We start from the raw sequence: 18,431 nt of genomic DNA, 5'->3' as shown, positions 1-18,431 counted from the left end.
TCGCGGGAATCTATCAGCCATCCCCAATCTGGGTGGCGGCTCGGGTGGCTCATGGTCGGAGGGCAGACAGCCAGTCACACCACGCGTCGACGCCCACACCCGTACGGGCACTGGTCTCGATCACGGCGACGCCCGGATTGACGGCCTTCAAGTTGGCGTGAAATGCCGCCAGGTCGTAGTCGAGATGAGGCAACAGATCCATCTTGTTCACCAACACCAGGTCCACGGACCGGAACATCACCGGGTATTTCAGAGGCTTCTCCTCTCCCTCGGTGATGGAGTACACCATGGCACTGGCATGAGATCCGACGTCGAATTCCGCGGGGCACACGAGATTTCCCACGTTCTCGATCACCAGGAGATCGAGGTCTTGCAGCGGAACGCGTGGTAGCGCAGAACGCACCATGGGAGCGTCGAGATGACATTCCCCGCCGAACCCGTCGGCGGTGTTGATCAGAGCTACTGCTACGCCCAATCCGCTGAGGCGGTCGGCGTCGATACTGGTCTCGATGTCACCTTCGATGACTCCGGTGCGCAGCCGGCCCTGCAGTCGGCGCAGGGTCTCTGCGAGCAGTGTGGTCTTGCCGGCACCGGGTGAAGACATCAAGTTCACCGCCGTGACATCGGCCTCGTCGAAGTCACGCCGGTTGGCGGCCGCGGTCCTGTCGTTCTCCGCGAAGATGCTTTCCAGCACCACCACCCGGTCGGCTCCCGTCACGTATCCGGAGTGGTCGCCGTGCTCATACACCGGGTCCTGGTGGTCATGACCGTGGTCATGGTCGTGATCGTGATCGTGATCGTGTTCGGTGCCGTCCTCGTGCCGATGAAATCTGCCCATGGGCTCATACCTCCGCCAAATCGAGTGAAGTGATCAGGAATTCGTCGCCTTCGACCAGGTCGAGGTGTCCGTCCGGGCAACCCTCGCATTTGAGGACGGGTTGGTCGAGAATCTGCTCGCGGCCGCACACGCCGCATCGGATCTTGGCCGGGACACGCTGGACCAGGAGTTCAGCACCTGCCAGATCAGAGCTTTCGGTCACCAGCGACCAGCAGTAGACCAGGGTTTCCGGGACGATCTGCCGCATTGCCCCGATCCGGATGTTGACCGCGCGGACAGTCCGTCCCTGCGCATGACTCTGCACGATGCGCACCATCGAATTGCAGATAGACAGTTCGTGCACCTTGTCCTCCTCAGATGAGCGACCATACACCGCAGAATGCACTACTGCCGCAACGTTTCTGAAGGAGTAACCCCCCACCTCTTGCGGTACTCCGCGGCGAAACTGCCCAAGTGGTTGAAGCCCCACCGCGTCGCCACACCGGTGACCGTCACCCCGTCCCCCGGCATCGCATCGGCAAGATCGTGATGCGCCCGCTCGAGGCGCCGGTCACGCACGTAGGTCATCGGCGACATACCCAACTCGTCCCGGAAGCCCTGCTGGACGGACCGTACGCTCATATGGACGGCGCGGGCGATCAAATCCATGGTGATCGCCTCGGCCAAATGTGCATCGATGTATTTCATCGCGTCGGCGACCACGGGGCGAACGGATTGTACTGCAGGGCGGACGAACTCCTCGTGGTACGTCGAAGGCTGAATATGCAGGAGACTGTTCATCAACAATTCCTCGATCCCGCTGATCCCGTGGCCGTGCTGCACCAGCGATCCCTCGTGGTAAACCTCGGTGTGCAGCAACTGCACTGCCGCGTGCCAGCGCACCGCCACCTCACTTGTCAGATCGAACTCCGGATGAAAGACAAGCGGCCGCGACAGCCGCCGACCGCGCAGCCGGATCAGGTATTCGCGCATCGCCGGCTCCTCGATGCGGAACAGCAATTGCGGTGAATCCTCGTCGAGTTCCATCGTCAATGGCGTACCCGGGCTGGTCACCAGTGCACAGATTGTGGTCGCTTCGAACCGATGTCCGTTGTGCGCGCACACCGCGCGTCCGTTCATGGGCATGTGCACGCCGAAGTACGGGCCCAGCACCGGAATCTCCAGCGTGGCGCGCACGTGCAGGTCGACATACAGCATGCTGATATTGCGCAACCGCACCCCGTGCATGCTCGCCGCGAACCCCGAGTCCTCGCTCTCCACCGTTATGCGGCCGGGCGCGAGTGCCTTTCCCAGCAGGGCGGCGGCCTCTCGGACATTCTCGGTATAGAAGATCTCGGAGTTTGCCAGAGCTGGCGGCACACCGCGGGAACGCACCTTCCGCCGCACCGGGTCGCTGGTCCGGCGGGTGTCGATGAACCCGAGCCTGGTCAGCCGTGACATGACCGCAACCTAACTATTCCGCGGTAGACAAATGGACCAATCTGTTAAGAGTCTGCGGCGATCATTCAATATTCCGCGACCTATTGCGCGCATTTACGAGCCTATGTCTGCGCAATTCTGACAGGAATTGCGCTAATGCGATAGGCCCGCGCCCGCCCCCGGTCTACCGTGTGAGCACCGACACACTGAACGAGGAGGATTGAGTGGCTGTACACGCTGCGCTCGCACCGGGTGCCGGCGAGGCTGACCTCCTCGCCGAGACCCCGGGTGATCGACTAATCCAACGACTCGACGACCCTGGTGTCGCGTCATCGCTGTCGCTCATCCTCGACCACATTGATTTGCTGGCAATTCTCATCGTGTCGGTCGACGGGCTTGTCCGCCGCGCCGAGGTCATCGGCGACTCGGTATCGGCCACGGTCGCCGACGCCCGTCAGGGCCTGGTCGCCGCCACGGGCGAACGCTCCTTCCCCGATATCGACGTGGCCGCGCTCACCGATACGGTCACCCGCCTGGCGTCCGCGGCACTCGACGCCGCACCCGCCCTGGATCGGTTGCTGCACTCGGCACTGATCGACCCCCAGACCGCAGATGTGCTGGCTCAAGCCGGTGACGCGCTCTTGGAAGGAAAGAAGGCGGCCGAAGCCGATTCACGTGGCCCCAAGGGCGTCTTCGGCCTGATGCGAGTGACCAAGGATCCCGACGTATCACGAGGACTCGGCTTCATGATCCAGGTGGCACGCGCATTCGGTAAGCGGTTGGCGCCGCCCACCGACAGCCCGTAGCAGCGGTCCACATCGCTGACCGCGCCCGCCGAAGAAGTCACCAAAACCATCAAACAACCTGAATCCGACAATCTTTCGAGAGGAGTTCCCATGGCGTCCGTGCTCTGGTTGCAAGGAGGCGCGTGCAGCGGCAACACGATGTCGTTCCTGAACGCCGAGGAACCCAACGTCGTCGACCTCATCGTCGACTTCGGACTGGATCTGTTGTGGCACCCGTCGTTGGGACTGGAGCTCGGCGCCAATGCCCAGAAGGTGTTTTGGGATTGCGCCCGCGGTGAGCGACCGCTCGACATCTTCGTCTTCGAGGGTTCGGTCATCGAGGCGCCGAACGGCACCGGCCGGATGGACATCTTCGCCGACCGGCCGATGAAGGACTGGGTCGTGGACCTGTGCAACGCCGCACAGATCGTCGTCGCGATCGGCGATTGCGCGTGCTGGGGCGGCATTCCGGCGATGGAGCCCAATCCGTCCGGATCCACCGGCCTGCAGTTCCACAAGCGTAAGAAGGGCGGCTTCCTCGGACCGAACTTCACCTCGAAGATGGGTTTGCCGGTGATCAATGTGCCCGGCTGCCCGGCCCATCCGGACTGGATCACCCAGATCATCGTCGCCCTGGCGACCGGTCGGGCCGGTGATATCACGCTCGACGAGCTGCACCGACCCGAGACCTTCTTCAAGACCTTCACCCAGACCGGTTGCACCCGTGTGCAATTCTTCGAGTACAAGCAGTCGACGATGTCCTTCGGTGAAGGCACCCGCACCGGCTGCCTGTTCTACGAATTCGGGTGCCGCGGTCCGATGACCCACTCACCGTGCAATCGCATCCTGTGGAACCGGCAGTCGTCGAAGACCCGGGCCGGCATGCCGTGCCTGGGCTGCACCGAACCCGAGTTCCCCCATTTCGACCTGGCCCCCGGCACGGTGTTCAAGACTCAGAAGGTCAGCGGGATGATCCCCAAGGAGGTCCCGGAGGGAAGCGACCACCTGACCTACATGGCGCACGCCGCCGCGGCCCGCATCGCGGCACCGCAGTGGTCCAAAGAAGACATGTTCGTCGTCTAACACCGCCCAGCCGCAGCCCCAGAACCGAAGTCTCGAAAGGACACCCATGACCGCGCTCGATCTTTTTGTCAGCCCACTCGGGCGCGTCGAGGGTGACCTCGACGTGCGCGTGACCATAGAAGACGGGGTGGTCACGTCGGCGTGGACCGAGGCCGCCATGTTCCGTGGCTTCGAAATCATTCTCCGCGGCAAAGATCCGCAAGCCGGCCTGGTCGTCTGCCCACGGATCTGCGGCATATGTGGCGGCAGCCACCTGTACAAGTCGGCCTATGCTCTCGACACCGCGTGGCGCACGCATATGCCACCCAACGCGACACTGATCCGCAACATCTGCCAGGCCGCCGAGACGTTGCAGTCCATTCCGCGCTACTTCTACGCGCTGTTCGCCATCGACCTGACCAACAAGAACTACGCGAAGTCGAAGCTGTACGCCGAATCGGTGCGCCGGTTCGCGCCCTACGTCGGTACCAGCTATCAACCCGGTGTGGTGCTGTCGGCCAAACCCGTTGAGGTGTACGCCATCTTCGGCGGCCAGTGGCCGCACTCCAGCTTCATGGTGCCCGGCGGAGTCATGTGCGCTCCGACCTTGTCCGATGTGACCCGTTCGATCGCCATCCTGGAGCATTGGAAGGACAACTGGCTGGAAAAGCAGTGGCTCGGCTGCTCGGTCGACCGTTGGCTGGAGAACAAGACCTGGGAAGACATCCTGGAATGGGTCGACGAGAACGAAGAACAGCACAACAGCGACTGCGGTTTCTTCATCCGGTTCTGCCTGGATGTCGGCCTGGACAAATACGGTCAGGGAGTCGGCAACTACATTGCCACGGGCACCTATTTCAAACCGTCGCTCTATGAGAACCCGACCATCGATGGGCGCAACGACGCGCTGATCGGCCGGTCCGGGATCTTCGCCGGCGGCAAGTGGACCGAGTTCGATCAGGCCAGGGTCACCGAGGATGTGACACATTCCTTCTACGAAGGCGACCGTCCGCTGCATCCGTTCGACGGGGAGACCATTCCCGTCGACCCGGAGGCCGGACGTAAACAGGGCAAGTACAGCTGGGCGAAGTCACCCCGTTACGACGTGCCGGATCTGGGCACGGTGCCCCTGGAGGCCGGGCCGCTGGCCCGCCGGCTGGCCGCCGGCGGCCCGAATCCCGCTGCGCACCAGGACAACGACCCCCTGTTCGTCGATCTGTACAACAAGATCGGGCCCAGCGTGTTCGTCCGTCAGCTGGCCCGCATGCATGAGGCGCCGAAGTACTACAAGTGGACTCGGGAATGGCTCAACCAGCTCGACCTCAAGGAGAGCTTCTACACCAAGCCCACCGAGCACGCCGAGGGCAAAGGCTTCGGTTCCACCGAGGCGGCCCGCGGGTCGCTGTCGGACTGGATCGTCATCGAGGACAACAAGATCAAGAACTATCAGGTCGTCACGCCGACCGCCTGGAACATCGGGCCGCGCGACGGCGAGTCGGTGCTCGGCCCCATCGAGAACGCCTTGGTCGGCTCCCCGATCGTCGACGTGGACGATCCGGTGGAACTGGGACACGTGGCCCGTAGCTTCGACTCCTGCCTGGTGTGCACGGTGCACGCCTACGACGGGAAAACGGGCCGCGAGCTGTCGAAGTTTGTCATCAACGGAATGGTGTGAGTCCCACGTCAACAACCCCGGACGGCACGCATCCCGGTGAGTCGGATCCACTGCTCGACCCACCGGGATGCGACGTGCTGGTCGTCGGGTGCGGAAACCTGTTGCGCGGTGACGACGGAGTGGGCCCCATCCTGGTCCGTCACCTGTGGGAACGCGGTATGCCCGAAGGACTTCGGATCGTCGACGGCGGCACCGCGGGAATGGATGTCGCGTTCCAGATGCGCGGTGCGGGCAAGGTGGTCATCATCGACGCATCGGCCACCGGCGCCGCGGCCGGAACCACGTACCGCGTCCCGGGTGCCGAGCTCGCCGAGCTGCCACCGCTGCAGGGCCTCCATACGCACTCGTTCCGTTGGGACCATGCCATCGCGTTCGCACGCTGGGCGCTGGGCGACGCATGCCCCACCGACATCACCGTCTTCCTCATCGAGGCTGCCGATGTGTCGTTCGGAGCCGACCTGTCACCGGCGGTGACCACGGCCATGGAGCAGGTGATCGAAATACTGGAATCCGAATACATTTCACCGTTGCGACCGGTCGACCCCGACGAGACCACCGTCGAATTCACCGAGGACGGCTACCTGCGTCTGGGGGCACAGCTGTCCGCGGCCCGGTTCCCGTCACACGTGGCGGCCGGAATGGTGCGCGACGAGCAACTCTGGTTGCTGCCGCTGCGCGGGCCGCGTAGCGGCGGGCTGCTGCTCAAACAGCGCACCCCCGCCGGCGACCGCGCCCTGCTGGTGCGCGAGCTGCTCGACGACAGCATTCCCGCCGGTACCCGTCGGGCATTCTGGGACGACGTGCAGGGCGCGCTGCGCATCCCGCTGGAGCACCAGAAGTGCTGATCATGGCCGACCGATCCGATACCCAGCCGCACTCCGATGACAACGAGGGCGACCAGAACGACGGAAAACCCACGCCACCACGCACGCGCAGGCGCCAGGACAGCACCGCCGACGACGCACTGGCCGTCGAGACCGTCGTCGTACCCGAACGCGGCCGATGGGCTGTCGACATCATCGTGGTGTTCGCCGACGGCATCGTGCGCAAACGCATCGACACCCACCCCACCCAGGCCCGCGCCGAGCTTTCGGCACGCATGATCAAACGGGCCGCCGAACGTGACATCCGAGGACCTCTCAATGGTTGACGCACTGGTGCAATCCCAAATCGCGGTGCGGCCACAGCCGCTGGGCACATTTCCGCTGCCGCTCGGCTACCTGCTGATACCGGCCGGTGCCGACACCGAACAGGCCCGCGCCGCGATGCTGCAGGGCCGGCTCCCCGAGCACTGGCCCCCGGCCCTGCGGGCGCACGAACTGGCGGCGGCAGGTGATCGCGAAGCGGCCGTCCGATCGCTGGCGGCCGCCGCGGGTGACACCCCCGACCCGGTAACTCTCTACAACCGTTTCGTGCTCGACCCGGATAGCGTCGACGCCGGGCAACTGCGCGCCGAACTCGGCGAGTTCGCGGTTCTGGTCGACGTGGTGGAGTTCGTGCTCGGCCGCACCGACATCCCACCGCGATCCGACGACGCCGATGGCGAAGTGGCCGCGGCGGTGTTGGCCGCCCAGGCAAGCCACGCGCTGGGTGAGCAGAACCCCGCTGCGGCAGTCGAATTGCTCGACCGGGCCATCGAGCTGAGCACCACGGCGTCCACCCCGCTGACCGGGCTGCTGCGCGGCGCGGCAGCGGCGGTGTGCCGGGACATCGGCGATGCCAGTTGCGTCCCCCGCCTGCAGCGGGCACTGGCCGATCTGGACAATGCCGACGACTTGCGAGTGGAGCGCGCCGAAGTACACCTCTATCTGGCCGGCGCACTGCACGAACAGGCGGATGACCACCCAGAAATGCTACCGGCCGCGGTTCCGCACTATCACGCGGCGCTTCAGCTCATCAAATGTGAAGATGCGCCCACGATGTGGGCCGCCGCGCACTCCGGGCTGGCCACCGCGTACCTGACCATGCCGATGGTGGAAGCCTCCGGTCAGCTACGGCTGGGGGTGGCGGCACAGTCCTTGCGGGCGGCATTGACGGTCTACAGTCGCGAAACACATCTGCAGGAGTGGTCCAGCGTCCAGCTCAACCTGGCCAACTCGTTGGTGTACACGCCTTCGCGACATCAGAAAGAGAACCTGGTCGAGGCGGTCGAGATCTACGAGTCCGTTCTGCAGACCCGCGACCGCGACACCGACCCCCTCGGCCGGGCCAGAGTCCTGGCCAACCAAGGCAATGTGCTGGCCCATCTCGGTGTCTTCGACGAGGCGAAGGCGAAACTCTACGAGGCCCGGTTCCTGTTCGAGGACCTCGGCGACAACGACTCGGTGCGCACGGTGCGCGGCGTGCTCGACGAGATCGCCCGCCAGAGCGTGCTTTCCGGGACCGACTCGGAGGTGCCGGGATGACCACCACCGTGCCGCAGCTCACCGCCGCACCGCCGGCGGTGACCGCCGAACCGACCTTCGAACAGCTGGCGACCCGAGTCGACGACGCCGTCAAGGCGCTGGAGGCACTGGATCCGGCCGCGCGCACCGTTGCCGAGGAACTCAAGGCGGCGGTCGAGGCGATCCACCGCGCCGGTCTGGTGACCATCGTGCGCAGCCTGCGAGCCGGCGATGCCACCCGGCCGGTGTTGTTCGACCTCGTCGACGACCCGGTGGTGCATCTGCTGTTGTCACTGCACCAGATCGTGCGACCGGACCCGATGACGGAGGCCGCCAAGGCACTTCAGGAGGTTCGGCCACAGCTGCAGGGACACGGTGGTGATGTCACCCTGGTGCGTATCGACGACGGCATCGCATTCGTTCGCCTGACGGGCGCCTGCAACGGGTGTTCGATGTCATCGGTGACATTGCGCAACCTGGTGGAAAAGGCGCTGGTCGAGGGCGTCGCGTCGATCAACGGCATCGAGGTCGTCCCCAATGAGCCCGAGCAGACGGTGATCGCGCCGGAATCGCTGTTCTCGACCGTTCATGCCGAGGACGGTTGGGCGCAGGCCGGCGCCGTCACCGACATGCCCGACAACGGTCTGGTCGCCAAGCTGTTGGCCACACCGCCCACCGGGCAGGAGGTGTCGGTGCTACTGGTCAGCCAGAGCGGGCAATTGTCCTGCTATGTCAACGAATGTGCGCATGAGGCGCTGCCGTTGGACAACGCGGTGTTCGACGCCGAGAACGGCACCCTGACCTGTCCGTGGCACGGCTTCTGTTACGACGCCGGTTCCGGCGAATGCCTCACGGCGCCGGAAGCCCAGCTGGAGCAGCTGCCGTTGCGGGTGAACAACGGTCAGATCTGGATCCGAGTCGGTCCATGACGAGCCTCACGGTACGGACCAGTCTTTCCCGGGCGACACCGCGCCCTGCAGGTGCCGTCGGGCCCGACATGACGGGCGGCTGGGTTCCCGAGGTGTGGTTGGGGGCACCCGCGTCGGGCGGGCTGACGCTGCCGGCTGCCAGCCCCACCCCGGCCTGGATGTACTCCCCGCGCTGTGTGTTCTTCGACGACGATCATCTGGTCGCCGCCGATTCGGGCAATCACCGGGTCTTGATCTGGAACGGTGTCCCGACCCGAGACGGACAGCCCGCCGATGTGGTGCTCGGCCAGGCCGATGCCACGTCGGAGGGACGCGCCGCCGGCGGCCGTGGCCCCGAGAACGGGATGAATCTGCCCACCGGAGTGCTGATTCACCGTGGGCAACTCATCGTGGCCGACGCCTGGCACCACCGCATCCTGGTGTGGCGTGAAATTCCCGAAGAGCACGGCACCCCACCCGATCTGGTGCTCGGCCAACCGGACCTGTCATCCGTGGAACCCAACTCCGGACATGAGTGCAGCGCAGCAACGCTGTACTGGCCGTTCGGCGTTGCGATGATCGGATCGACATTCTGGGTCGCCGACACCGGCAACCGCAGGGTGCTCGGCTGGAGCGGCGGAATACCCGAACCCGGTGAACCCGCCGATATCGTGCTGGGCCAGCCCGATGCCCGCAACCGTGAGGAGAACCGCGGCGAAGAGGTGGGCCCGCACAGCTTCCGCTGGCCACACAGTCTCACCGGCACCGACCGGCTGCTGCTGGTCGCCGATGCCGGTGATCACCGGGTCCTGGGCTGGTCGCCGCCGCCCTCCGGCGACCAGCCCGCCGATCTGGTTCTGGGACAGCCGGATTTCACGACGGCCCAAGAATGGCCGTACGGCCCCCAGAAGGGCGACCGGCTCCGTTTCCCGTACTCCGTCTGCCTCGACGCCGCCGGCGCACCGGCGCAGCGGTTGGCGGTCGCCGACACCGCCAACAACCGCATCCTGCTGTGGGACGCATTGCCGGCCGACGGCCGCCCCGCCGATCACGTGCTTGCGCAACCCTCATTCGCCGCCAATGGCGAAAATCGCTGGGACGCCGTCACTCACGACTCCCTGTGCTGGCCGTACGGTGTGTGGTTGCGCGGTGACCGCCTCGCGGTGGCCGATTCGGGCAACAACCGCATCATGATCTGGCGGCGGCACTGATGTCACCGCAGGGATTGCCCGCAGCGGCCACCCGGCACCGATTCATCGTGACCGGTGTCGTACAGGGCGTCGGTTTCCGGCCGTTCGTACATCGGATCGCCACCGAACTCGGTCTGGCCGGCGTCGTGGGCAACGACTCGGCGACAGTGTTCATCGACATCGAGGGCCCCGCTGCCACCATCGCCGAATTCGGCAAACGACTGCGTCTGGATGCACCACCGCTCGCGGTGATAGACAATGTGTCGAGTCGGCAGATTCGCTCCGATAGTCAGTGGCACAGTGGTTTCCAGATCGCCACCAGCCGTACATCGGCATCGGTCCCCACCGCCATCCCGCCGGATGTGGCGATATGTGACCTCTGCCTCGCCGAGATGTTCGATCCCGCCGACCGCCGTCATCACCACCCGTTCATCACATGCACCGACTGCGGTCCGCGATTCACGATCATCCGGGGCCTGCCCTATGACCGGCCCGCCACCACCATGGCCGGCTTCCCGATGTGCGAGCGTTGCGCCGAGGAGTACGACGACCCGTCAGACCGCCGATTCCATGCCCAGCCCATCGCCTGCCCCGACTGCGGACCGTCCCTGTGGTTCACCGGTCCGGGCGGGCGGGTCGACGGTGTCGATGCTGCGCTGGCCGCCACCCGGCGGCGCCTGGCCGCTGGACACATCGTTGCCGTCAAGGGCATCGGCGGCTACCACCTCGCGTGCCGACCCGGCGACGATGGGGCGGTCACCGCTCTGCGACGACGTAAGGCACGGGGCGGCAAGCCCTTTGCACTCATGGTCCGTGATCTCGACGTGGCGCGACAGTACGCACATATCGACGCTGCGGAAGTGCGGGTTCTTTCCAGCTCGGCGCGGCCCATCGTGTTGCTGAGGCGCCGGGATACTGCGCCGGTCGCCGCCGGCGTGGCCCCGGGAAGCCCCTTGATCGGGCTGATGCTGCCGTATTCACCGATCCACCACCTGCTGTTGACGCCGGCACCGGACTCCGGCGCCGACGCGATCGATGCCATCGTGTTGACCAGTGCCAACCGCTCCGATGAACCCATCTGCTGCACCGCCGAGGACGCCGCTCGCCGCTTACCCGCGCTGGCCGATGCCGTGCTCGACCATGACCGGCCCATCCACATACCGTGCGATGACTCCGTCGTCCGTGTCGTGGACGGCCACGAACTGCCGATCCGACGCTCCCGCGGCTATGCGCCGCTGCMCATCGACCTGGGCCGGGATGGACCGCCTGTCCTGGCCGTCGGCGGCGAGCTCAAGAACACGTTCTGCCTCACCGACGGACGCCGCGCGTTCTGCTCGGCCCATATCGGCGATATGGGCAGTGTGGCCACGCTCAAAGCGTTCACGCAGTCGGTGCGCCAGCTCAGCGAGATCCGTCGCGAGCCGGCCCGCATCGCCACCGATCTGCACCCGCGGTACGTGACCCGGAACTGGGCCGAGCACAACACCGGCGGGCGGCCGCTGGATCTGGTGCAACACCATCACGCGCATGTGGTGTCACTTCTCGCCGAACACGGCATGCTCGGCGAGCCGATCATCGGGGTCGCGTTCGACGGCACGGGTTACGGATGCGATGACACCGTATGGGGCGGTGAGATTCTGCGCCTCGACCACGACTCGCATCGGTTCACCCGCGCCGGACACCTTGCCGCCGTGCCGTTGGCCGGCGGCGACGCAGCAGTACGCAACCCGTGGCGGATGGGGCTGGCCCACTTGTGGGAGGCCCGCGTGCCGTGGCACTCGGATATGGYGCCGGTAGCTGCGGCCACCAGCGCCGAGTTGCGGTTGCTGCGAACCCAGTTCGCGACCGGCCGCGGGTGCGTGCCGACAACCAGCATGGGCCGGTTGTTCGATGCGGTGGCCTCGCTGCTCGGGGTACGCCAGCACATCGACTACGAAGGTCAGGCGGCCATCGAGCTGGAATCGCTGGCCACCTCGGCCTGCGCTGACATCGCCGTGCCGGGACCGGTGCCACTGCGGGTGGACGTGCGCCCGGACGGCGTGCTCGATCCGGTGCCGCTGATCGCGGCGTTGGCGTCGGCCGCCTCCGACGGTGCCGACACCGCCGCACTGGCATCCGGGTTCCACCACGCCGTCGCGGTCGCCGTCACCGAAGTCGTCCAACAGGTCGCCGGAGCCACCCGCACGGTGGGTCTGACCGGCGGGGTCTTCCAGAATGTGCTGCTGCTCCGATCTTGCCGGCAGCTGTTGCAGGAGACTGGGTTTCGCGTGTTGATCCACCGCAAAGTGCCGCCCAACGACGGCGGACTGGCACTGGGTCAGGCGGCGGTTTCGGTGCTGACCGCGCTGGCCGAATCCGGGCCCGATACTGCACACCACCGACTCGGCGAAAGGACACCGCGATGTGTTTAGGGATACCCGGTCGCATCACCGAAATCTGGGATGCACCCACCGGTGGACGGTTCGCCCACGTGGCCTTCGGCGACGAGGTGAAAACCGCATCGTTGGCCTATCTTCCCGACCTGGCGGTCGGTGACTACACGATCCTGCACGCGGGATTCGCCCTGACTCGTATCGACGAGCAGTCGGCGCAACTGACCCTGGCCACCATGCGCGAGTATGGGGTCTTCGGCGAGCAGGAGGTGTCATGACCACCGTGGCGCCGCAGGGGATATCGGCCCCGCTGTCCGCCGACCTGGCCGGCGCATCGCTCGCGCTGGCGCGGCGGTTCTGCGATTCCGCCACGGCGTGGTGCGTCGCCCCGGCGTTCCCGCCGCACGCCCAGCACATCGCGGTGGAGTTCGTGCACCCGGTCATCGTCGGGAAGCGGGCCCTCCCGGCGGTCGCGCTGACCGGCACCGACCTGGTCGGGCAGGTGCGGGTGTCGGCCCGGCGAGGCGATGTGGTGATCGCCGTTGCGGCCGCGGACGATCCCGTGGTCTCGGCCATCATGCGGCGCGCCCCGGCCTGGGGTGTCACCACCATCTGGATCGGCAACGGTGCCCGCCCCGCTCCAGGCGCCGCCGACCACGTGCTCTGGCTCGACGATCCGGATCCCACGCTGCCCGCGACGGGCGAATTCGTCCTGATGTACCACCTGCTGTGGGAACTGACCCATGTGTGTTTCGAACACCCCGGGCTGCTGACCGTCTCGAAAGAGGAATGCACAGAAGAGGTGTGCATCACCTGTAGCGATGAGGGCCGCCTCGCCGAGGTGATCGCCACCACCACCGATGGAACGGCAACGGTGCGCTCTGCCGACGGCACCGAAACGGTGCTGGCGACGCTGGTCGGACCGCTGGCCGCGGGCGACCTGGTGTTGGTGCACGCCGGAATGGTGATCAGCACGATGGCCGAGGAGTGACGCGATGAGCCGGCAAGATTTCGACGTCGATCCGCTCGACGAAGCGACCAATTTCCTGTACCCGTTCATCGATTCACACGAATCCGACGCCGGCGCGCTGCTGGCCGACCTCAGCAGATCGGCTCAGGCCAAAGCCGCCGACAGTGCAGCCCTTCGGCTGTCGAGCGTGCAGGCCTGCCGTGAGCTGCTCGACAAAGCCGGCGCCGAGCTGGCCCGCCGGTTCACCGCCGGCGGCAGGATGTTCACCTTCGGCAACGGTGGCAGTTCGACGGATGCCGCGACGATCGCCGCCTTGTTCGCCCAACCGGCCGCCGGCCGGCCGCTGCCGGCCTGGTCACTGGCCGCCGACCAAGCGGTGCTCACCGCGCTGGGCAACGATGTGGGGTTCGACCTGGTGTTCGCCCGGCAGCTGATCGCCAGGGCGGGCCCGGTCGATATCGCGGTGGCGATGTCGACCAGTGGAAACTCTGCCGATCTGCTGATCGCCTTGCGGGAAGCGCGTCGCCGCGGCCTCTACACCATCGGATTCGCGGGCTATGACGGTGGTGCATTCGCCGACAACCCCGACGTCGATGTGTGCTTCGTCGTCGATTCTCAGAGCGTGCACCGGATTCAGGAGTCACAGGCCCTGCTCGGCTATCAACTCTGGGTCACCGTCCAAGCGGAGGTAGGGCCATGACCGAACACGTAGCCGAATATCTCTCCTCGGGGCCATCGTTCCGGGAAGGTGAGGTGATCGAACGGATCGAGGCGTTCCGCAGGCGGCGACCCCGGCTGCGGGACACTGTCGTCACCCTCGCCCACGGCGCGGGCGGCAAGTCGTCGGCTGCGCTCGTCGACGCGGTCTTCGTCGAGGCGTTTCGTAATCCACATCTGGACTCGCTCGGTGACGGCGCGGTGATCGACCTGCCCGGCGGCCGGCGGATCGCGTTCTCGACGGACTCGTTCGTGGTTCAGCCGCTTCGCTTCCCCGGCGGCTCGATCGGGCATCTGGCGGTGCACGGCACCCTCAACGATCTGGCCATGGTTGGTGCCGTTCCGTCCTGGCTCACAGCGGCATTCGTGCTCGAAGAGGGCTTTCCGATTGCCGACCTGAAGGACATCGTCGCGGACATGGCGTCCGCGGCCCGTGCCGCGTCGGTCCAGATCGTCACCGGCGACACGAAAGTCGTGCCACGCGGCGCCGCCGACGGGCTGTACATCACGACGGCCGGCGCCGGGCTCGTGCCTGCCGGACGGGAACTGACCGCTGACAAGGTGCTGCCCGGTGACAGACTGCTCGTCTCCGGCACCATCGGCGACCATGGCATGGCGGTGATGCTGGCCCGCGGGGATCTGGCGATCGAGGCAGATATCGAATCCGATACCGCGTCGGTGAGCGGACTGGTCGAAAGCCTGCTGGCCGCGGCACCCTCGACCCGGTGGCTGCGGGACCCCACCCGCGGTGGCGTCGGAACGGTCTGTAACGAACTGGCGCAGGCGAGCGGCCTGGCGGTGGTGCTGGAGGAGAATCGGCTCCCGGTGCGGCCGGAGGTCGCCGGGGCGTGCGAGATGCTGGGCATCGACCCGCTGTACGTGGCCAATGAGGGCAAGTTTCTTGCCGTCGTCGCGCCCGCCGAAGTCGATGCCGCGCTGGCCGCGCTGCGGGCTCAGCCGGGGGGCGGCGAGGCCATCGAGATCGGCCACATCGCCGAGGAACCCGGCGCCACCGTCGTATTGCGCACCGCTTTCGGTGGCACGCGCATCGTGGACATGCTCGTCGGCGACCCACTACCCCGCATCTGTTGAGGAAGGTCACGTCATGTGTTTGGGAATTCCGGGACGGATCATCGAGATCACCGATGTCGCCAATTGTTTGGCCAAGGTCGACGTGAGCGGTGTGCGCCGGGTGATCAGCGTGCGCCTGCTGGAAAAGGACATGCCAGAACCCGACGACTGGGTACTGGTCCACGTCGGCTTCGCGATGGCCAGGATCGACGAGTCCGAGGCGCTGTTGACGCTCGCGGCCGTTCAGAAACTCGGTGACGCCTATTCCGACGAGATTCAAGCATTCGATTCATCCGCCATCATCTGAGCTGGAGACCACCATGCGTTTCGTTGACGAGTTCCGCGACCCCGCGGCAGCGCGAAAGTTATTGTCCGCCATCACCGCACTGGCCGGCGCCGGCGGACCCGACGAACACTTCAAGTTCATGGAGGTGTGCGGCGGACATACCCACACCATCTATCGGCACGGTATCGAACACCTGCTGCCCGCCAATGTGGAGCTGGTGCACGGTCCGGGCTGCCCGGTGTGTGTGATTCCGATGGGACGTGTCGATGACGCCATCTGGCTGGCCCAGCGGCCGGGGGTCATCTTCACCTGCTTCGGTGACATGATGCGCGTGCCCGGATCCAATGGCAGCCTGCTGGACGCCAAGGCCAACGGTGCCGACGTCCGCTTCGTCTACTCGCCCCTGGATGCGCTGAAGATCGCCGTCGACAACCCGGACAAGCAGGTGGTGTTCTTCGCCATCGGATTCGAGACCACCGCGCCGTCCACCGCGGTGACCGTGGTGCGCGCCCGCGAACTCGCCGTGCCGAACTTCACCGTTTTCTGCAATCACGTCACGATAGTTCCGCCGATCAAGGCGATACTGGAGTCCCCCGATCTGCGTCTGTCGGGTTTCCTCGGGCCCGGCCACGTGTCCACGGTGGTCGGCAACCGGCCGTATCGGTTCGTGCCTGCGGTGTACAAGAAACCCTTGGTGGTAGCCGGTTTCGAACCGCTGGACATCTTGGCCTCGATCGCGATGCTGCTCCGGCAGATCCGGGAGGGCCGCTGCGAGGTGGAGAACCAGTACTCCAGGGTCGTCCACGAGGAGGGCAACCCGGCCGCGCTGGCACTGATGAGCGAGGTCTTCGCGGTGCGCCCGCACTTCGAATGGCGCGGTCTGGGTTTCATCTCGCAAAGTGCCCTGCGGTTGCGCGATGAGTTGGCACAGTTCGATGCCGAGCAGCGGTTCGCGCTGCCCGGCATCCGGGTGGCCGACCCGAAGGCCTGCCAGTGCGGCGAAGTGCTCAAAGGCGTCCTGAAACCATGGGAGTGCAAGGTGTTCGGCACGGCGTGCACACCGGAAACACCGATCGGGACGTGCATGGTCTCCCCGGAAGGCGCCTGCGCGGCCTACTACAACTTCGGCCGGCTGCACCGTGATGCCGCCACGCTCATCGGCCACGGTGCGCCGACGTGACCGGCGGTGCCACCGGCACCGACGGCGCACTGATGTTCGCGCACTATGCATATGCCCCGAACCGGCTGGGCTACTGCGGACCGTCGGACGCATCACGGCTGGTCGGCGGTACTCGTGCTGATATCGAGCGCGCGGCAAGGCAATTCACCGGCGCTTGGCCGTACCTGGTGGTCCTGTCCCGGATGACGGGAATCCCCGACCCACTCGATCACCGGATCGTCGAATCGTACTGGCTCGGCGGCGGCGTGGGCGCGGAGCTGGACCCGCACGCGTTCACCGCGGCGCTGCTCGGCGTGATCGGCCCTCAGGCCGGCCACTACTGGGCGCACCTGAGCGCCGACCTCGCCGAGGAGGCCGCACCGAACCACGGCTTCCATGTCCTGGGTGTGTACCCGTGGACCCGGCTGCTGGGCAAAGGCATGGACGAGCACCCGTTGGCGGTCTTGGACAATTGCCGGATCACCTGGGGCACCGTGCTTTCCAGTGATGGTGTGACTGCCGTCGTGGAGTGTCGCAAACTGGCCTGGAACGGCTCGGCGTTGTCCCTGCCCGCCGAGTCCACCGTTCGGGTGGATGTCGGTGAGGAAGCGCCGACGGACACGCCGGTGACGACGGGCGATCTCGTCGCGATGCACTGGGGACGGGTTTGTGCCAGGCTGACCGCCGAACAGTTCGCCGCGCTGGAAACGAGTACGCACCAACAACTGCAGGCCACCAACCGCCGCCTGCGCTGGTTGCGCTGATGAGACCGCGCATCGTTCAGACCGACGGTCAGATCGGTTTCTACTGGGCCGATTCGGCCGGCGTGCCCACTCCCCTGCAGCATCTGGTGGCCGGCGACGACGAGCCCGATCGCCTCGTCGCCACTCACCTCGAGGCACTCGACGACGCGCTGATCATCGCCGCCGGGCGATTCGGCGAGCTGTTGGGCGGCGGCAAGCTCCCCACCCCACCGGAACGCGACGACCTTGCCGCCCTGTACCAGTGCCTGGACCGGCTCGTGTACGAATACGCGTCATCTGCCGACGCGTGCGCTGTGATACCGGATGTGCGGGCCGGCAAGATCATCGGCACCGCGGCGCTCTTCTCCATCTGCGCGCGATTCGCTCTCGAACTGCTGGGGCCGGCACCCCTGGACGGTGAACTCGACGAAGCGCCCATCGGGGTCATCGCCGGCTACGGCGAGATGCAGTTGGTCGATCCGAGTATGCCCTGGAAGGGCGGTCGATGGATCCTTCGGTCCGAGACCGGACAGCGCTATCCATTGACGTTGTCCACCATGCTGTTCGACAGCTCCGGGGTGAACAAGGACGCCGCGCGGCGCGAGCACCGGGACGTCATCGAGGCGTGCGTGCGCAGTGGCGCCGAGGCGGACCCACTGACCGTGGCCTGCGCACTGGACTGGCTGCTGTACGACTGGTTGATGGCGCACCGCGAGGATCCCGACAGCGCCGCCATCACCTTCCCCAAGGGCCACGATTCCGATGCAGGGGTGCTGGTGTCGGCGGCGTCCGCTTCGGTGCGCACCCGGGCCCAGTTCGATCCCGGGCTCGCGATCACCGGGTAGCGCAGCC

Annotated in this window: 20 protein-coding genes; 17 read left to right on the top strand and 3 right to left on the bottom strand. The window is 66.1% G+C overall.

Going from position 1 to position 18,431, the window contains the following annotated elements; translation table 11 throughout:
• Window positions 1-49 precede the first annotated feature (49 nt).
• Genes hypB through AC1DTF_RS02460 form a run of 3 tightly spaced genes read right to left on the bottom strand, consistent with a single transcriptional unit; the run spans window position 50 to window position 2,212 of the window.
• Window positions 50-838 (bottom strand): hydrogenase nickel incorporation protein HypB, encoded by a 789-nt coding sequence (hypB, locus tag AC1DTF_RS02470; RefSeq protein WP_477472910.1) that lies wholly within the window; start codon window positions 836-838, stop codon window positions 50-52.
• Between the two features lie 4 nt (window positions 839-842).
• Window positions 843-1,181 (bottom strand): hydrogenase maturation nickel metallochaperone HypA, encoded by a 339-nt coding sequence (locus AC1DTF_RS02465; protein ID WP_477472942.1) that lies wholly within the window; start codon window positions 1,179-1,181, stop codon window positions 843-845.
• Between the two features lie 41 nt (window positions 1,182-1,222).
• Window positions 1,223-2,212 (bottom strand): AraC family transcriptional regulator, encoded by a 990-nt coding sequence (locus AC1DTF_RS02460; RefSeq protein ID WP_477472909.1) that lies wholly within the window; start codon window positions 2,210-2,212, stop codon window positions 1,223-1,225.
• 269 nt (window positions 2,213-2,481) lie between these two features.
• Here AC1DTF_RS02460 and AC1DTF_RS02455 point away from each other — a divergent pair, with 269 nt between their 5' ends.
• The 17 genes from AC1DTF_RS02455 to AC1DTF_RS02375 all read left to right on the top strand — a co-directional run bounded on the left by AC1DTF_RS02455 (window position 2,482) and on the right by AC1DTF_RS02375 (window position 18,424).
• A complete protein-coding gene (locus AC1DTF_RS02455; protein ID WP_477472908.1) occupies window positions 2,482-3,063 on the top strand; it encodes a DUF1641 domain-containing protein in 582 nt (193 codons plus the stop codon).
• Between the two features lie 90 nt (window positions 3,064-3,153).
• A complete protein-coding gene (locus AC1DTF_RS02450) occupies window positions 3,154-4,125 on the top strand; it encodes an NADH-quinone oxidoreductase subunit B family protein (RefSeq protein WP_090363759.1) in 972 nt (323 codons plus the stop codon).
• Between the two features lie 46 nt (window positions 4,126-4,171).
• Window positions 4,172-5,779: a nickel-dependent hydrogenase large subunit gene (locus AC1DTF_RS02445; RefSeq protein ID WP_477472907.1), complete on the top strand. Its 1,608-nt coding sequence runs from the start codon at window positions 4,172-4,174 to the stop codon at window positions 5,777-5,779.
• Window positions 5,776-6,624: a hydrogenase maturation protease gene (locus tag AC1DTF_RS02440; protein WP_477472906.1), complete on the top strand. Its 849-nt coding sequence runs from the start codon at window positions 5,776-5,778 to the stop codon at window positions 6,622-6,624. The genes AC1DTF_RS02445 and AC1DTF_RS02440 overlap by 4 nt, the downstream gene beginning before the upstream one ends.
• A gap of 2 nt (window positions 6,625-6,626) precedes the next feature.
• Window positions 6,627-6,929 carry a hypothetical protein gene (locus AC1DTF_RS02435; protein WP_477472905.1) on the top strand — a complete coding sequence of 101 codons (303 nt, stop codon included), beginning with the start codon at window positions 6,627-6,629 and terminating at the stop codon, window positions 6,927-6,929.
• A complete protein-coding gene (locus AC1DTF_RS02430) occupies window positions 6,922-8,184 on the top strand; it encodes a hypothetical protein (RefSeq protein ID WP_477472904.1) in 1,263 nt (420 codons plus the stop codon). Before AC1DTF_RS02435 ends, AC1DTF_RS02430 begins: the two co-directional genes overlap by 8 nt.
• On the top strand, window positions 8,181-9,092 hold the full coding sequence (locus AC1DTF_RS02425) for a NifU family protein (protein WP_477472903.1): 912 nt from the start codon (window positions 8,181-8,183) through the stop codon (window positions 9,090-9,092). The genes AC1DTF_RS02430 and AC1DTF_RS02425 overlap by 4 nt, the downstream gene beginning before the upstream one ends.
• Window positions 9,089-10,282, top strand: a complete 1,194-nt coding sequence (locus AC1DTF_RS02420; protein ID WP_477472902.1) for an NHL repeat-containing protein — start codon at window positions 9,089-9,091, stop codon at window positions 10,280-10,282. Before AC1DTF_RS02425 ends, AC1DTF_RS02420 begins: the two co-directional genes overlap by 4 nt.
• The gene (hypF, locus tag AC1DTF_RS02415) at window positions 10,282-12,672 is read left to right on the top strand and encodes a carbamoyltransferase HypF (protein WP_477472901.1); all 2,391 of its coding nucleotides are present in this window, start codon (window positions 10,282-10,284) and stop codon (window positions 12,670-12,672) included. Before AC1DTF_RS02420 ends, hypF begins: the two co-directional genes overlap by 1 nt.
• Entirely contained in the window at window positions 12,663-12,911 is a 249-nt protein-coding gene (locus AC1DTF_RS02410) for a HypC/HybG/HupF family hydrogenase formation chaperone (protein ID WP_090363747.1), read from the top strand. Before hypF ends, AC1DTF_RS02410 begins: the two co-directional genes overlap by 10 nt.
• Entirely contained in the window at window positions 12,908-13,624 is a 717-nt protein-coding gene (locus tag AC1DTF_RS02405) for a HypC/HybG/HupF family hydrogenase formation chaperone (protein WP_477472900.1), read from the top strand. Before AC1DTF_RS02410 ends, AC1DTF_RS02405 begins: the two co-directional genes overlap by 4 nt.
• Window positions 13,625-13,628: 4 nt before the next feature.
• Window positions 13,629-14,303: a D-sedoheptulose-7-phosphate isomerase gene (locus AC1DTF_RS02400; protein ID WP_477472899.1), complete on the top strand. Its 675-nt coding sequence runs from the start codon at window positions 13,629-13,631 to the stop codon at window positions 14,301-14,303.
• Window positions 14,300-15,412, top strand: coding sequence for a hydrogenase expression/formation protein HypE (gene hypE, locus AC1DTF_RS02395; protein ID WP_477472898.1), 1,113 nt, complete (start codon window positions 14,300-14,302; stop codon window positions 15,410-15,412). Before AC1DTF_RS02400 ends, hypE begins: the two co-directional genes overlap by 4 nt.
• A gap of 13 nt (window positions 15,413-15,425) precedes the next feature.
• A complete protein-coding gene (locus tag AC1DTF_RS02390) occupies window positions 15,426-15,698 on the top strand; it encodes a HypC/HybG/HupF family hydrogenase formation chaperone (protein ID WP_149442797.1) in 273 nt (90 codons plus the stop codon).
• Window positions 15,699-15,711: 13 nt separating this feature from the next.
• Window positions 15,712-16,857, top strand: a complete 1,146-nt coding sequence (gene hypD, locus AC1DTF_RS02385; RefSeq protein ID WP_477472897.1) for a hydrogenase formation protein HypD — start codon at window positions 15,712-15,714, stop codon at window positions 16,855-16,857.
• Window positions 16,854-17,600, top strand: a complete 747-nt coding sequence (locus AC1DTF_RS02380; RefSeq protein ID WP_477472896.1) for a DUF6390 family protein — start codon at window positions 16,854-16,856, stop codon at window positions 17,598-17,600. Before hypD ends, AC1DTF_RS02380 begins: the two co-directional genes overlap by 4 nt.
• Window positions 17,600-18,424: a hypothetical protein gene (locus AC1DTF_RS02375; protein ID WP_477472895.1), complete on the top strand. Its 825-nt coding sequence runs from the start codon at window positions 17,600-17,602 to the stop codon at window positions 18,422-18,424. The genes AC1DTF_RS02380 and AC1DTF_RS02375 overlap by 1 nt, the downstream gene beginning before the upstream one ends.
• The last annotated feature ends 7 nt before the right edge of the window (window positions 18,425-18,431 follow it).

It is taken from the genome of Mycobacterium sp. P4_H6, assembly GCF_056400845.1.
Note: the sequence above shows the minus strand (reverse complement) of the source record. Positions and strands in the feature narration are given on the sequence as shown.